Origin of the sequence: Propionicimonas sp. (genome assembly GCF_034927565.1) — a bacterium.
In the GTDB taxonomy this organism is placed as follows: Bacteria; Actinomycetota; Actinomycetes; order Propionibacteriales; family Propionibacteriaceae; genus Propionicimonas.
This window is the reverse complement of sequence record NZ_JAYFPT010000009.1, coordinates 1-14,604: the sequence shown is the minus strand read 5'-3', so window position 1 is coordinate 14,604 and position 14,604 is coordinate 1. Positions and strand designations below refer to the sequence as shown.

The following is a 14,604-nucleotide window of genomic DNA, read 5'->3' as shown; positions in this document are numbered from 1 at the left end:
CGCGCGATCGCCACCCGCTGCTGCTGCCCGCCGGACAGCCGGTCGGGGAAGTCCTGCGCCCGGTCGGCGAGGTCGATCCGGGTCAGCAGCTCGCGCCCGCGGCTCTCGCACTCGGCGCGCGGCCGGCGGTGCACCTTGCGGAGTGCGAGGGTGACGTTGTCCAGCACGTTGAGGTGCGGGAACAGGTTGTAGTGCTGGAAGACCACCCCGATCCGGGCCCGGACGGCGTCAGCATCCACCCGCGGGTCGGAGATGTCCTGGCCGGCCAGCAGAATCTGACCGTCGTCGATCTGCTCGAGCAGGTTGACGGTCTTCAGCAGGGTCGACTTGCCCGAGCCGCTGGCGCCGATCAGCACCACCACCTCGTGGCGGGCAACGGCCAGGTCGATCCCGCGCAGCACCTGATTGTCCCCGAAGGACTTCACAATGCCGCGCAACTGCAGGACGGGGGTCACACCAGCCCTCCGCTCTGCTCGCGGCGCTGCTGCCGGGCGGTGAGCCAGTCGGTGAACCGGATGAACGGCCAGCTGAACAGCACGAACAGCAGCCCGGCCACCACGTAGGGGGTGTAGTTGTAGGTGTTCGACACGATCACCTGCGCCGCGCGGACGGCGTCCACCGCGCCCAGCACCGAGATCAGCCCGACGTCCTTCTGCATCGACACGAAGTCGTTCATCAGCGCCGGCGTCACCTTCCGGACCGCCTGGGGCAGCACCACCAGCCGGAGCGTGCCGTAGTGCGACAGGCCGAGCGAGCGCGCGGCCAGCCGCTGGGACGGATGCACCGCCTCGATCCCGGCCCGCAGCACCTCAGCGACGTAGGAGGAGTAGGTGAGGATCAGCGCAATCGTGCCCAGCAGCACGACCGAGATCGGCTTGTCGCTGAACCCCAGCGCCGGAAGGCCGAAGCCGATCAGGTAGAGCACGATCAGAAACGGCATCCCGCGGAACAGGTCGGTGTAGGCAGCTGCCAGGAACCGCAGCGGGAAGAACACCGGCCCCTTCAGACTGCGCAGCCCGGCCAGTACGACGGCCACCACCGCTACCCCGACCACCGCGATCGCCAGCACCTGCAGGTTGAGCAGCAGCCCTTCGGCCACCTTCGGCAACGCCGGCCAGAAGTAGTCCGGGTTGAAGAAGGTGTCGCGGGTGACCTGCCAGCCCGGCGAGTTCACCAGCACCACCGCGATCACCGTGGCGAAGACGGCAGTGCTTGCCAGGCTGATCGCCACCGAGCGGGTGGTCTGACGTCGGCGGTACGCCCGGCGTCCGCGTTCGAGGTCGCTGAGCGACGGGAGCGGATTGCCCCCGTCCGCCTGCGACAGCCCGGTCACCGCCTACGACAGCACCGGAACGGAGATGGACTCCGACAGCCACTGCTTCTCCAGCGCTGCCAGCGTGCCGTCCGCAGCCAGCGCGTCGACGGCTGCCGAGACCGGCGCGGTCAGCTTCGAGCCCTTCGGCAACACGAAGCCGAACTGGTCACCACCGGAGGCATCGGCCAGCTGGCCGATGATCTTCCCGCCGTCGATCTCCACCGCCGCCAGATAGAGCGCCGTCGGCAGGTCGACGACGATCGCGTCCACCTGCTTGTTCTTCAGCGCCTGGGCGGTGTCGGCATTGGAGTTGAAGACGCTGGCCGGAGTGGCCGGTGCGATCTGCTCGTTGAGCGCGTTCAGGCTGGTGGTACCGACCATCGCCCCGAGCTTGCCCTGCTTCAGCTGCGCCAGCGTGGTGGCACCGGCCAGCGGGGAGCCCTCGTAGGTCAGCACCGCCTGCGCGGTGGTGTAGTAGCCGGACGAGAAGTCGACCGCCTTCTCGCGCTCCTCGGTGATCGAGAACTGCTGGATGTTGAGATCCCATGCCTTTGGCCCGGGCGCGATCGCCTCGTCGAAGGTGGTGCGCACCCAGCTGACATCGGCATCCGCGAAGCCGAGCTTCTCGGCCACCGCGTAGGCGACGGCCGCCTCGAAGCCCTGCTTGGACTCCGGCTTGTCGTCCTCCACCCACGGCGAGTAGGCGGGGTTCCCGGTGGCGATGGTGAGCGTGCCCGGGGTGGTGGTCAGCTCCGTGGCGTCCGGGGCGCTGCTGGCCGGAGCCTCGCTGGTCGCTGCCGTCGTGGCGGAGGTGTCCGGGCTGCTCCCCGAGGTCGACTCACCTCCGGGCGCTGCCGGGCTGCCGGATGAACAGGCCGCCAGACCCATCGTGATCGCCGCCAGTGCGGCGACGGCGGCAGCGCGGCTGAAGATCCGTGCCATGGTCTGCGTCCTCTCGTCCGTTGTGCGCGCCGGCCGACCCGGCGACGCGGTGCGCACAACGGTACGGGGACTGGACCGCCCGCGTCACCGGAGTCCTTGGCGTGGACATCCTCGCGGGCCGGTCGCAGGAGCACCGCGGCCGACTACCGTCCAGTGGACACCGCCGGGGCCTTCACCGCCTGGATCGTCACTGGAGCGGTGGTCACCGACACCGGGGCATAGCCCTTCTTGGTGGCGGTCACGGTCACGGTCAGTTGCTTGCCCACGTCGGCCGTCCGGGGCTTGTAGGTCGGGCTCTTGGTGGTCTTGACGACCTGGCCGTCGATGCTCCAGGCGTACCTGAAGGTCAGACCCTTGACCGACCATTCGCCCCTGGTGACCTGGAGGACCTGGCCACCGAAGGCGCAACGGATGTGGCTCTTGTGGCCGAACCAGGCCTTCTTGAAGGACTTCGAACCGAAGGCCTTGGTCTGGATCGTCGGCACGGTCACGTTGGTGAAGGTCAACTGGGTCACCGTGACCGGTGCCGAGGTGACCGACACCGGGTCAGTGCCCTTGCGAGAGGCGGTCACGGTGACGGAGAGCGCCTTTCCGAGGTCGCTGAGCTTGACCGTGTAGGCCTTCCTGGTGGCCTTCGCCACGTCCACACCGTCGAGTGACCACTGGTAGGACAGCGTCACCTTTGCCGGCGTCCACGTCCCTGGCTTGGCCTTCACCGTGTATCCGGTGAGCACCTTGCCCTGGATGGACGGGGCCTTCAGATTGGAGATCGGTACCGCCGTGACCTGGAGATCGGTCCAGCCGACCAGGGTCCTGCCGCTGAACACGACCACCTTGTGCGTGCCCGGTCGGGCATTGACCGGCAGCACGGCCGAGATCAGCCCGGCGCTGTCGGCGACGCCCTTGTAGGCGAGCTTCGGCGACGAGAACAGCCACACGGAAACCTTCTTGCCGGCATACGCCGTCCCGACCGACACCGTGATCGTCGCGCCCTGCTGGGCGCTGGCCACGGTGGCAACGTCGCCACGATTGGCATCGGTGAGAGCAACCTTGGGCGCCTTCGGGAGCGAGGTGAGCCGCTTCGCCTTCGCATGCGCGGCGAGCCTGGGGCTCAGCACCTGCTTCGCCTTCGCCCGCGCGGTGGGGGTGACGTCGCCGACGCTCACACTGTGGGCCTGCGCAGGCAGGGTGGCGAGGACGGCACTGCCTGCGGTGAGGGCGATCGCTGCGCCGAGACCGGCGAGGCGGACGGACAGTCGATGGCCAGTGGCCTGACTCATGGGGGTACCTCTCATCCTGGTTGGGCTGCCGCCCCGGGGAGACGACACCAGGAGGGGGGCGGTGTCGTCCGGGGGACCCCGGGGAGGCAGACTGTCCCCGTTCCGGGGGACAGCTTCTGTCCCCATTGTGGGGGACAGAGCACGTGCAATGCTATCCATTCTGAGAAACCTGTGAGAAAAACCTGAAGATCCTGAGCGTCTCGCTGCTGAGCTGCCCGGGACGTGAGCGGTGGTGGGACGCGGGCGGACACGGAAGTCCTGCGCAGGGGCGGAACGGCCGGGCGCATCCATAGAGCGCCCGGCCGTCCGTCGGAGGGATGTCGGTGGGCTACCTCGTGGCGACCCTGGCCGGCTTGCTGGTCAACGTCACCGGGGTGTAGCCCTTGGCCCGGGCCGTGACCGTGAGGGTGAGCTTCTTGCCCGCAGCCTTTCGGTCCGGGGTGTAGCTCGGCTTGGTCGAGACGACCTTGCCGTCCAGCTTCCACGTGTAGCTGAACGTGGCGCCCTTCTGCCAGCCGCGGTCGTTGAGGGTGAGCCTGTGGCCGACCGCCACATGGCCCTTGATCGTGACCCGCGCCGGGTGCTTGACCGTGCCTTTGGTCACGATCACCGGGGCCGATGTTGCCGAAGCGCTGGTCAGGCCCTTGGCGGAGGCGGTCACGGTGACGGTCAGGGCCTTACCGAGGTCACCCTTGCCCACCGTGAACCGGGGCACGGAGGTGGACTTGGCCAGCTTGCCGTTCAGCTTGAAGTCGTAGCGGAACGTCAGGTGCTTCGAGGGCGACCAGGTTCCGGGCGTCGCCACGACGTGGTGGCCCGGCCGGGCAACGCCCTTGATCGTCGGCGGCTTCAGGTTCTTGATCGCGTTGCTGACCTTCACCGTCACCGGAACGGTCACCGTGGTGCCGGACGGCGCTGCGGTGAGGGTGAGCACGCTGGCGGCGGGGGCGTCCTTCGGAACCACCACCGAGACCGTTGCCGAACCGTCGGTCACTGTGACTGTGCCGAACTTCGCCTTCGAGCCACCCCAGGACAGCGACAGTGAGGTGTTCGCCGGGCTGCCGAGCGAGGTCAGGTTGAGGCCCGAAACCGTGAAGCTGAGCTGGCCGCCCGGCGTGACCGCGCTGGCCGGCACCCCGGTCACCTCGACGCCGGCCTTGGCGAAACTCGGCGCCAGCTTCGGGTGCGCCTGCAGGTAGCTGATCCAGCCGTCGCGGTCGATCAGCCCGGAGTCCCGGGTGTCGGTGCCTTCGGTGAAGACGCGGAAGTTGTCGCCGCCCTGCAGCAGGAAGCTGAAGGAACCGACCCGGAAGCTGTCGGAGGCCGCCACCGCCTTGCCGTTCACCCAGATGCCGGTGATCCGGTCGCCCTCGGGCCGGGAGGCGTCGAAGGTGTAGCGGACGTTGCCCGACAGCCCGAGGGCCAGGTAGGGCCGGGAGGGCACATTGCCGTCGGCGTCCCGCTGCCACTGCTGCTCGAGCGCGGTCTTGAGCTGGGCACCGGTCAGGGTGGTGGTCCACAGGTTGTTCACGAACGGCAGCACGGAGTTCGCCTCGGCATAGGTGATCACACCGTCGCCGTTCTCCGGCTCGGCGGCGACACCGGCGTAGTACAACTCGGCACGCAGGCCGCCCGGGTTGACGACGGCGATCTGGGCACCGCCGCGTTCGGCGGGCGCGAGGACGTCGACCAGGGCGTCGGCCACCACCCGGGAGAGGGTCGACTGGCTCGCCCGGTCGTCACGGGAGCCGCCGGTGTAGGAGCCGCCGGTGTAGGAGCCGCCGCTGAACGCGGTGGTGATGTCGGTGGTCACCGAACCGACCGGCTGACGTCCGATCTGGTTGGCGTAGCCGATCGCGTTGTCGACGATGGTCTTGACCTGCGCCACCCGCGGGTAGCTGGCCAGTTCCTCGCTGGTTGGAGCAGCGGTTCCCCGGGCCACGTTCTCGACGGTGAACGAGGAGACCTCGCCGGTGGCGTCGTCAACGTTCAGCACGATCTTGCCGACCCGGTCGCCGTAGCTGCCGGTCTGCAGGACCGGACGGGTCTTCGAGGTGCCTGGCACCGGTGCGGACAGCGCATAGCTCTGGTGGGTGTGCCCGGTGAGGATCGCGTCGACCTGGGGCGAGGTGTCGTTCACGATGGACGCAAACGTCGGCGAGGCGGCGATCAGGCTGTCGAGAGTGGACGGCGGCACACTGGTGGCGGCACCCTCGTGGTACTCGGCGACGATCAGATCGGCCTCCCCGTTGTCCTGGTTGCCGTCGGAGAGCTGGCCGGCTACCCGGTTGACCGCCTGGACCGGGTCACCGAAGTCGAGGTCGGCAATTCCGCCGGGCGAGACCAGCGCCGGGGTCTCCTGGGTCACCGCGCCGATCACGCCGACCTTCACCCCCGACACGGTCAGGATGGTGTACTCCGGCAGCGCCGGGGTGGTGGTGCCCTTTCGGTAGACGTTCGCACCGAGGTACGGGAACTGCACCAACGGCTGCACCCGGTCGGTGAGGTCGGTGAAGCCGCGGTCGAACTCGTGGTTGCCCACCGCGCTGGCACTGAACCCGAGGGCGTCCATCACCTCCAGGGTCGGCTCGTCGTCCTGGACAGCGGAGGCGAACAGCGAGGCGCCGATATTGTCGCCGGCGGACAGCAGCAGGGTGTTGTCCTCGCCACCGGCCGCCCGGAGCTTCTCGATCGCCAGGGCGAAGGACGTGGTCAGCGCCGGATTCGACATGTCGATCCGGCCGTGGAAGTCATTGATGTTGAGGATCGTGATCCCGACGGTGGCAGCCTGCGCCGGAACGGCGGTGGCGACCGCAGCGCCCGCCGTCAGAACGAGTGCGGCACCGATCGAGACCAGACGGCTGGCAGACGTGGATCCGGCACGCCGGCCGGAACGAACTGAGTTCATGACTCTCCTTCGTTGCAGGATCCGGTCCCCACTCCGGGGGACCGTCTGCGCGCCATTCTGTCCCGAACCCGCTGCCGTCCGCCAGAGGGCAGGAGGTGAATTCTGGGCGACGACACGGCCCGCATCCGGTGAAGCCCCTCCTGGGGGAGGAGGATCTCGCAGGGCGGCGACTGCGGAAACCCGCCGCCGGAAGGCCCCAGCTGCGCGGGGAGGATCTGCCGGCCACCAGGAGCCCGCTAGATCGGCGCGACCCCGAGGCGTCCGATGCCGACGAAGAGTGCCACCGCCAGCAACGCCAGGTTCAGAGCCAGGCTGGAGTACTCGTTGCGGCGGATGTGGACGACCATGGCCCCAACCATCAGGGCGGCCAGGCCGAAGGCGGCGGTGGGAACCAGGAAGCGCGCGATACCGGTCAGAGCAGGCAGCAGCAGCCCGAGCGCGCCAGCCACTTCCGCCACACCAATGGCTTTCACCGCGGCCGGGCTGAAATTCTCGGCAATGGTGAAACCACGGGCGGACAACTCGCTGCTGGACCTGGACAGCTTGGCGATCCCGGTGCAGCCGAACACGGCGGCGGCCAGGATCGTCACAATCCAGAGCACAACTTCCACGCAAACACCCATCCCCGGCGGTTCAACGGTCGACCCACGCTATCGAACGTTTCAATCCCCGACCAACCACCGTACCGCCGCTGGCTGTGAGGAAGCTGTCAGACGAGTCGCCGACGTCCGCCACCGCCCCGATACCGGCCGGGCGCGGGTGCGCGTTCCACTGCCTCGCGTTGCCGCCCTGCGACAACGCGAGGATCAGGCGACCAGCAACCCCCTGGTGGTCAACATGGACAGTGCCAGCATGAGCGCCGCGACCATCATCACGACGCGCGCCGAATGCTCGGTGATCATCGTCTCCCCCTCGCAGTGCGCTCCCCCAGCGCGCTGCACTGCGAGCCTACGCCGCGACCCGGGCCGGCAACAGACCGGTACGTACCCCTATGGCCCGCCCCTACGACCCGCTCGAACCGGCAGCTGCGGGTACGTGGACGCAGCGTCGGGGTCAGCCCAGCCGCTGGCGCAGGAAGGTCCAGGCCAGGGCCGCCATGTGGGCGGCCTGGGCGTTGGTGGCAGCCCCGCCGTGACCACCCTCGATGTTCTCGTAGTAGGTCACGTCCTTGCCGCCCGCGAGCATCAGCGCGGCCAGCTTGCGGGCGTGGCCGGGATGCACCCGGTCGTCCTTGGCGGACGTGGTGAACAGCACCGGCGGATAGTCCCGGTCGGCGGTGAACAGGTGGTAGGGCGAGAAGGTCCGGATGAACTTCCACTGAGCCGGGTCGTCCGGGTCGCCGTACTCGGCCATCCAGCTCGCTCCGGCGAGCAGGTGGCTGTACCGCAACATGTCGAGCAGCGGCACCTGGCAGACGATCGCGCCGAACAGGTCGGGGTACTGCGTGAGCATGTTGCCCATCAGCAGGCCGCCGTTGGAACCGCCCTGCGCCCCCAACTTGGCCGGGACAGTCACCCGGCGCTCGACCAGATCCCGGGCGACCGCGGCGAAGTCCTCGTAGGCCTTGTGGCGATTGGCCAGCAGCGCCGCCTGGTGCCAGCGCGGGCCGTACTCGCCGCCGCCGCGGATGTTTGCCACCACATAGACGCCGCCGTTGCGGAGCCAGGCCCGTCCGACCCCGCCGGAGTAGCCCGGCAGCATCGGAACCTCGAAGCCGCCGTAGCCGTACAGCAGGGTGGGGCTCGGGCCGTCGGCGCCGGAGAGCTGCTCGGGCCGGCCGACCAAGAAGTAGGGGATGCGGGTGCCGTCCTGCGAGGTGGTGAAGCGCTGCTCGGCGACCAGGCCAGTGGCGTCGAAGAAGGCCGGCGCGGACTTCAGGGTCTCAAGGCCCGCGACCTCCCCATCCGGGCCCAGCGTCCACAGCCCCAGTGTGGACGGCGTCAGGTAGCCGGTGGTGACCACCCAGATATCGTCGGACTCGACCGGGTCCACCGCACCGATCCCGACAGTGAGGATCGGGTCGGCGGTGGCGAACTCCGACCGCAGCCAGGCTCCCTCCCCCGACGCCGGCGGGGTGAGGACGTGGGGGCGGTTCTTCACGTCGTCCAGGACATTGATCACCAGGTGGTGGCGGGTCCAGGTCGCCCCGGCCAGCGAGCTGGTCGGGGTCGGCTCGAACAGCACGGTGAAGCTGCGGGAACCGGCCAGGAAGGTGTCCAGCCCGATCGCCAGCAGAGAACCGGCCCGGTAGCCGGCGCCGGCCAGCTGCCAGTCGTCGCGCAGTTCCACCAGCAGCCACTCGCGGTGGAAGCCGACCTCGGCGGTCAGCGGTACGTCGATCAGGGTCAGCTGCTGGGCGGGCGTGCCGACCTCGCTGACCAGGTAGGTCTGACTGGTGTAGAAGCCGATCTGGCGGCTGACGACGTCACGCTCGAAACCCGGCTCGTGGCTCCGGCCGGCGCCGATGTACATGTCGTCGTCCGTGCCCTCGTAGACCACCGGCGCCTCGGCCAGGTCGGTGCCGCGACGCCACAGCTTGACCACCCGCGGGTAGCCCGACGGGGTGGTGGTCCCTGGCCCGAAGTCAGTGAAGGCGTAGACCGTGTCGGCGTCCAACCAGGCCAGCTCCCCCTTGGCCTGGCCGCGGACGAAACCGCCCTCCTCGGCCGGGACGAACCGCTTCTCCACCAGGTCGAACTCCCGGGTGACGTCGGCGTCCGAGCCGCCGGGCGAGAGATTCACCAGGGCGCGCCGCCAGGGTTGGCCCGGATCGGCCGGACGTAGCACGCTGGCGCCGTGCCAGACCCAGCTCTCGCCCTCGACCTCGGCCAGGGCGTCGAGATCGAGGACGAGTTCCCAGTCCGGCTCGGTGCTGCGGTAGGACTCCAGGGTGGTGCGCCGCCAGATACCGCGAGCGTGCCGGGCGTCGCGCCAGAAGTTGTAGTACCGGTCGCCGATCCGGGCGACCTCAGGAATCCGGTCGTCGGAGTCCAGCACCTCCAGGATCGCCTGCTCGGTGGCGGCGAAGTCCGGGTCGGCGTCGAGTACGGCTCGCGACTCGGCATTGCGCTCCCGGACCCAGGCCAGGGCGTCGCCGCCTTCAACCTCTTCCAGCCAGCCGAACGGATCGGCGCCGTCCGGATCGATGACCGCAGGGCCGCTGCCCGTCGTCGTGCTCATGGTGGTGCAGACTACCCGTCCCCCGTAGCCTCCCGATGCGGCCGGCGTCCATCCTTGTCACCACCGGATTGCAGCAACGACCCGACCCACTCGGAGCTTGTGGATCTGGGGCTGGCTGCCTCTCCACCACCTATGCTGCGCGCATGCCTGCGTCGCCCGACCCCGTTGCCCTCGCCGCCCGCGGCCCCTGGCGCGCGGTGGCGCGCGGCACCGGCCTGCTGGCCGCCGATCCGGCCGGCGGCGAACGGATAGCGCCCACGATCTTCGCCGAGATGTCGGCACTGGCCGCGCGCACCGGGGCGATCAACCTGGGCCAGGGCTTCCCGGACGTGGACGGGCCGGCGTTCATCGCCGACGCCGCGATCGCCGCGATCCGGGCCGGACGCAACCAGTACCCGCCCGGCGACGGCATCGCCGAACTGCGGCAGGCGGTGGCCGCCCACCAGGCCCGGCACTACGGCCTGGCGGTGGATCCCGACGCCGAGGTGCTGGTGACCACCGGCGCCAGCGAGGGGTTGGCGGCAGCCCTGCTGGCCCTGGTGGAACCGGGCGACGAGGTGATCACCCTTGAACCGTTCTACGACCTGCACGCCGCCTGCATCGCGCTGGCCGGGGCCACCCACGTTCCGGTCGCGCTCCGACCGACCCCGGACGGCTTCCGGCTGGACGTCGAGGCGTTGCGGGCGGCAGCCTCGGCACGCACCCGGCTGATCCTGGTCAACGATCCGCACAACCCGACCGGGGCGGTGCTGACCGCCGGCGAACTGGAAGCGATCGCCGTGGTCGCCCGGGAACGAGACGCGATCGTGCTCACCGACGAGGTCTACGAGCACCTGTGCTACGACGACGCAACGCACCTCCCCATCGCCACCCTGCCCGGCATGGCTGACCGGACGCTGACCGTGTCGAGCTCGGGCAAGACCTTCTCGTTCACCGGCTGGAAGATCGGCTGGGTGGTAGGCCCGGCCGCACTGGTGACCGCCGTCCGGACGGTGAAACAGTTCCTCACCTACGTCTCCGGTGCCCCCTTCCAGCCGGCGATCGCGCAGGCGCTGGCAGACGACCAGTCACCGCGGGAGTTGGCGCGTTCGCTGGCCGCACGGCGAGACCTGCTCTGTGACGGGCTGGCGGCCGCCGGCTTCGCCGTGACCCGTCCGAGGGGAACCTACTTCGTCGTGGCGGACGGGGCCGGGCTCGGCTTCCCCGACGGTGCCGACCTGGCTCGCCGGCTGCCCGACCTGGCCGGGGTGGTGGGCATCCCGCTGACCGCATTCTGCCGTCCCGGATCGCCGACCTGGCAGGCATTGCGGTCGTCCGTCCGATTCACCTTCGTCAAGCGCGAGGAGGTGCTGCGGGAGGCAGTCACCCGGCTGGCGCGGCTGGGTTAGCTCTCAGTGGCGCGGATCCCGGACGGCGGCCAGGAACAGCGGCCAGGAGGTCCCGGTGTGCACGACAGCGAACAGGAAGGGACGGTCGGCGTGCAGTTCCTTCGACTCCTCGGGCATGGCCGCGCCAGCTCTCACACCGATCTCGGTCACAGCCGCGGCCACAGTGCCTTCCTCATCGACCTTGAGGACGGTCTGCTGCACGGCCTGGTCGACGAAGAGCCCCTGCGGTCCGATGCCACTCAGGTCGGCCTTCCCCGATTCCAGCACGGTGGGCGCGCCGATGCCCGCGATCACATCGTGCAGGTCGAGTTTCGAATGCAGGTCGAGGGTGGGCAGGGTGAGGTCCACCGGCTCCGGTGTCGCGGTGTGAAGCGCCGAAGCGAGCCCGGCGAGAATGTCCGGGGTGATCGTCGTGGGGTCGACGCCGGCGGGTGGCAGCACCACGTCGGCGGCCAGGAGCTCCCCGAGGTACGGCAGCCGGACCGCCCGCCAGCCGGCAATCTCGGCATAGCCGAACCAGCCCGTGCCGTTGGCCATGGTCTCGACCGGGAGTTCGGTGCCGTCGGCGAGGGTGAAGCTGCGGTCGGTGGTGGCAGCGGGGTCGAACGCCGTGTCCCAGCGGGCGGCCAGCACGATGGCGTCCTGCAGCACGATCCGGAGCTGGTCGTTCGGTTCGATCGCCGACCGCTCGACCAGCCCGCCGGTGTGGTGCTCCACCCAGGCGTCCAGCACCTGCTTGCCGCTCTGTGAGCCGAGGTCGGCGTACTGCACGCCGGCGCCGAAGCCGTCGGCGAGCGCTGTCAGGTAGTCGTCGTCGACCGGATACTCCTCGTCCACCACCACCTGGTCGGCCAGGTGAAGCACCGGGGTGTCGGGCAGGTCGCCGGTGACCACGGACGGGTCGCCGTCCATCGTCAGCAGCAGGCCGCGCAGCGCAGCGAAGGCCTCGCGGCGATTCTCGCCGTCCGCGCCGAGCGCGGCTTCGAGTTCGGCGAGGGTCTGGCCACGGGCACCGTCGGTGAGCATGGCGAGCGCGACCGCAAGACTGGACGGCGAGACGACCACGTTCTGATCGTCCGGGGCCAGCTCGAGCATCGTGGTCCCGATCCAGCGGGTGGCGTGCACGACGCTGGGCAGTGCCGTGGCGTCCGGCACCGCCACCTGACGCAGGCTGACGCCGTCTGCGCGCACGACGCCGGTCTCCGGGGCGGGGCTGCAGGCTGTGACCACGGACGCCAGCGTAACCGTCAGCACGACGGCCGCGGCGCCCGGCCGGTGACGCCCTGACCGACCGGGGTGCCCCTGTCCGTGTCCGACGCTGATCAAGGGTCCGGCCATCACGGGGCCGCCGGACGTGGGTCGCGGACAGCGGCCATGAACAGTGGCCACCCGGTGGCGGTGTGGGACACCGTGAACAGGTAGGGCCGGTCCAGGTGCAGGGAGTGGGTGACCACCGGGAGTGACGCCTCGGCGACGGCGATCTCGGTGAGCGCGGCCGCCACCGTCCCTTCCTCGTCCACCTTCAGCACCGCCTGCTGGACGGCTTGGCTGACGCAGAGTTCGCCGGGGGTGAGCGCGATTCCGGAGAGGTCGGCGCCGTCGTCCTCGCATCGCACCGAGCCCACGCCGAGGGCCGGGAACAGGTCGAGGAGGTTGAGTTCGCTCTGCAGGTCGAGTACCGGCATGGCCAGATCGAGCGGTGCCGGGGTGGCCTGGTCGAGTGCGTGGTCGAGCGCAGCCAGGATCTCGGGGGTGACCGCGCCGGGGTCGGTGCCGGCAGGTGGCAGCACCACGTCCGCGTGCAACGCCTCCTGGTAGGGCAGCCGGGCGGCCTGCCAGCCGCTCACCTCGGCGTAGGCGAACGGCGTCTTGAGCGCGGACATCATGTCGACGTCGGCCGTGGCACCGTCGGGCAGGGTGAACACACGCGGGTAGGTGTCGGCTGCGAGGAAGGGGGTCTGCCAGCGAGCGGCAAGCAGGATCGCGTCCTGGAAGACCAGCCGGAGGTCGGGTGTCGGCGTGATCGCCGACTCAGGGATCAGCCCGCCGGTGTGGTGGTCGGTCCAGGCGTCCAGCACCTTCTTGCCCTCCTCGGAGGCGAGATCGGCGTGCTGGATGCCGGCGTCGTAGACGTCCGCGAGCGCGGCGAGGAAATCGTCGTTGACGGTGAAGCCGTTGTTGATCACCACCTGACCGGCAAGGTGAACGATCGGACGCTCGGGCAACTCGTCGCCGGTGGCGGCTCTCGGGTCGCCATCAAGGGCGAGCAGCGCACCGCGCAGAGCGGCGAAGGCGTCCCGGCGGTTCTCTCCGGTGGCGCCCAGTGCGGCCTCGAGTTCGGTGAGGCTGGTGCCGCGTGCGCCCTCGGTGAGCATGGACAGCGCCACCGCCAGGCTGGACGGCGAGACGACCGTGTTCTGGTCCTTCGCCGCACCGAGCAGGACGGTGCCCAGCCGGCGGGTGGCGTCGACCACCTCGGGCAGGGCGGAGGCGTCGCCCACCGGGACGGTGCGGGCCGCGACGTCGGCGCGCAGCAGGTCAGCCGCCCCGGAGGTGGCTGTACAACCGGAGAGCGCAGCAAGGGCGGTCGCGGCGGCGATGCCAGCCCGGAAGTACCTCGTCATGTCTCCTCCACGCAGCGGGTGTCGTGATTGTTGCAGTCGGGCCTGACTCGCGGGCTCGATGGCCCAGGCCGCAGCGCCCGGCTGCCAAAGACGTGTGGCCGGACAGCAGTTCACCGCGGGTGGCTCCAGCCCGGTAGGCTGGTCTGTGGCCCCCAGATGGGCCGAGGCCCCATAGCTCAGGGGATAGAGCAGAGGTTTCCTAAACCTTGTGTCGCAAGTTCGAATCTTGCTGGGGTCGCTGTAAAAGGCCTAGCCAAAGGCCACTTTTTGAGTTCATCAAGTAGTGAAAACTGTTTGATTAGCCCAACCGTGTCGGTGTGGTGTCGATGCTCAGACAGATCTGGGTCTCTCCAGGTGGCCTCAGATCGCAGGTGATCTACTCTCATCGCGGCTCTTGTAAATCGTCCTGTAAATCGTCTGTTATGTCTGTTATGTCTGTTATGTCTCAAGACATCGGTGACAGTTCTGCATCACCACATCGGTGACACTTTCGGGGGTCTTGGTGGTGACACTTCTCCCCGGTGGGCGTGCGGTCCTCGGCCCCGCCTGTGCCTGCGATCGCGTCGGCTGCACGTCACCTCGGGGGCAAGGGCGGGCGTGAGCCCGCCCGCGGCAGTACCACCGAGACGACACGTATGGGGTTCGTGGTGCGGTGACTCTCCCCCGGCAGGGTTCGGGGAATGGCTGCTAATGAACCCATCGATCCTGTTGTCCGTCTCGCGATCGCGACTGGCCCGATGACGCGCCGCGGGGTGCGGTGTCCACCTTCTGCGTCGAGCACGGTATCTCGCGTAAGTCATTCTACGAGTTGCGGAAACGGGCCCGAGACGACGGCCAGGCAGCCGTGCTGGAACCACGCTCACGGCGGCCGAAATCGTCGCCAACGACCCTGACTGACCAGGTGAAGGCCCAGGCCGTGCAGGTGCGTGCGGCGCTGGCGCGGATCTTCCGCCAAGCCGGTGTCGCC

At 69.3% G+C, this 14,604-nt stretch carries 10 protein-coding genes, 1 tRNA gene and 1 pseudogene; 3 read left to right on the top strand and 9 right to left on the bottom strand.

The annotated features are described in order from the left end of the window. From VB080_RS02815 to VB080_RS02785, 7 genes are all read right to left on the bottom strand, one after another. Nucleotides 1-455 (bottom strand): amino acid ABC transporter ATP-binding protein (locus VB080_RS02815; protein ID WP_323416904.1); only part of this gene is annotated, 455 nt, incomplete at its 3' end. Next, nucleotides 452-1,333 carry an amino acid ABC transporter permease gene (locus tag VB080_RS02810; RefSeq protein ID WP_323416903.1) on the bottom strand — a complete coding sequence of 294 codons (882 nt, stop codon included), beginning with the start codon at nucleotides 1,331-1,333 and terminating at the stop codon, nucleotides 452-454. The genes VB080_RS02815 and VB080_RS02810, both read right to left, overlap by 4 nt. Before the next feature lie 3 nt (nucleotides 1,334-1,336). Next, nucleotides 1,337-2,257, bottom strand: a complete 921-nt coding sequence (locus tag VB080_RS02805; RefSeq protein WP_323416902.1) for an ABC transporter substrate-binding protein — start codon at nucleotides 2,255-2,257, stop codon at nucleotides 1,337-1,339. A gap of 143 nt (nucleotides 2,258-2,400) precedes the next feature. Beyond that, on the bottom strand, nucleotides 2,401-3,537 hold the full coding sequence (locus VB080_RS02800) for a hypothetical protein (RefSeq protein WP_323416901.1): 1,137 nt from the start codon (nucleotides 3,535-3,537) through the stop codon (nucleotides 2,401-2,403). A gap of 328 nt (nucleotides 3,538-3,865) precedes the next feature. Next, the gene (locus VB080_RS02795) at nucleotides 3,866-6,445 is read right to left on the bottom strand and encodes a bifunctional UDP-sugar hydrolase/5'-nucleotidase (protein ID WP_323416900.1); all 2,580 of its coding nucleotides are present in this window, start codon (nucleotides 6,443-6,445) and stop codon (nucleotides 3,866-3,868) included. 236 nt (nucleotides 6,446-6,681) lie between these two features. Next, nucleotides 6,682-7,056, bottom strand: a complete 375-nt coding sequence (locus VB080_RS02790; protein ID WP_323416899.1) for a DoxX family protein — start codon at nucleotides 7,054-7,056, stop codon at nucleotides 6,682-6,684. A gap of 442 nt (nucleotides 7,057-7,498) precedes the next feature. Then, nucleotides 7,499-9,625, bottom strand: a complete 2,127-nt coding sequence (locus VB080_RS02785) for a prolyl oligopeptidase family serine peptidase (protein ID WP_323416898.1) — start codon at nucleotides 9,623-9,625, stop codon at nucleotides 7,499-7,501. A gap of 143 nt (nucleotides 9,626-9,768) precedes the next feature. On the opposite strand from VB080_RS02785, the gene VB080_RS02780 reads away from it, so the two are divergent. Beyond that, a complete protein-coding gene (locus tag VB080_RS02780; RefSeq protein ID WP_323416897.1) occupies nucleotides 9,769-11,013 on the top strand; it encodes a pyridoxal phosphate-dependent aminotransferase in 1,245 nt (414 codons plus the stop codon). Between the two features lie 3 nt (nucleotides 11,014-11,016). On the opposite strand, the gene VB080_RS02775 is transcribed toward VB080_RS02780, so the two are convergent. Continuing rightward, a complete protein-coding gene (locus tag VB080_RS02775) occupies nucleotides 11,017-12,243 on the bottom strand; it encodes a serpin family protein (RefSeq protein ID WP_323416896.1) in 1,227 nt (408 codons plus the stop codon). Between the two features lie 107 nt (nucleotides 12,244-12,350). Further along, the gene (locus VB080_RS02770; protein WP_323416895.1) at nucleotides 12,351-13,637 is read right to left on the bottom strand and encodes a serpin family protein; all 1,287 of its coding nucleotides are present in this window, start codon (nucleotides 13,635-13,637) and stop codon (nucleotides 12,351-12,353) included. Nucleotides 13,638-13,802: 165 nt separating this feature from the next. Between VB080_RS02770 and VB080_RS02765 the strand changes: the two genes are divergently transcribed. Further along, nucleotides 13,803-13,875 (top strand) — tRNA-Arg (locus VB080_RS02765). A 442-nt stretch (nucleotides 13,876-14,317) separates the two neighbouring features. Then, a pseudogene (locus VB080_RS02760) lies at nucleotides 14,318-14,604 on the top strand (hypothetical protein); the annotation flags it as partial.

Bases quoted from the DNA above. Each gene is read 5' to 3' on its own strand.
- VB080_RS02785 (WP_323416898.1), bottom strand. From the start codon at position 9,625: ATGAGCACGACGACGGGCAGCGGCCCTGCGGTCATCGATCCGGACGGC.
- VB080_RS02795 (WP_323416900.1), bottom strand. From the start codon at position 6,445: ATGAACTCAGTTCGTTCCGGCCGGCGTGCCGGATCCACGTCTGCCAGC.
- VB080_RS02805 (WP_323416902.1), bottom strand. From the start codon at position 2,257: ATGGCACGGATCTTCAGCCGCGCTGCCGCCGTCGCCGCACTGGCGGCG.
- VB080_RS02780 (WP_323416897.1), top strand. From the start codon at position 9,769: ATGCCTGCGTCGCCCGACCCCGTTGCCCTCGCCGCCCGCGGCCCCTGG.
- VB080_RS02800 (WP_323416901.1), bottom strand. From the start codon at position 3,537: ATGAGTCAGGCCACTGGCCATCGACTGTCCGTCCGCCTCGCCGGTCTC.
- VB080_RS02770 (WP_323416895.1), bottom strand. From the start codon at position 13,637: ATGACGAGGTACTTCCGGGCTGGCATCGCCGCCGCGACCGCCCTTGCT.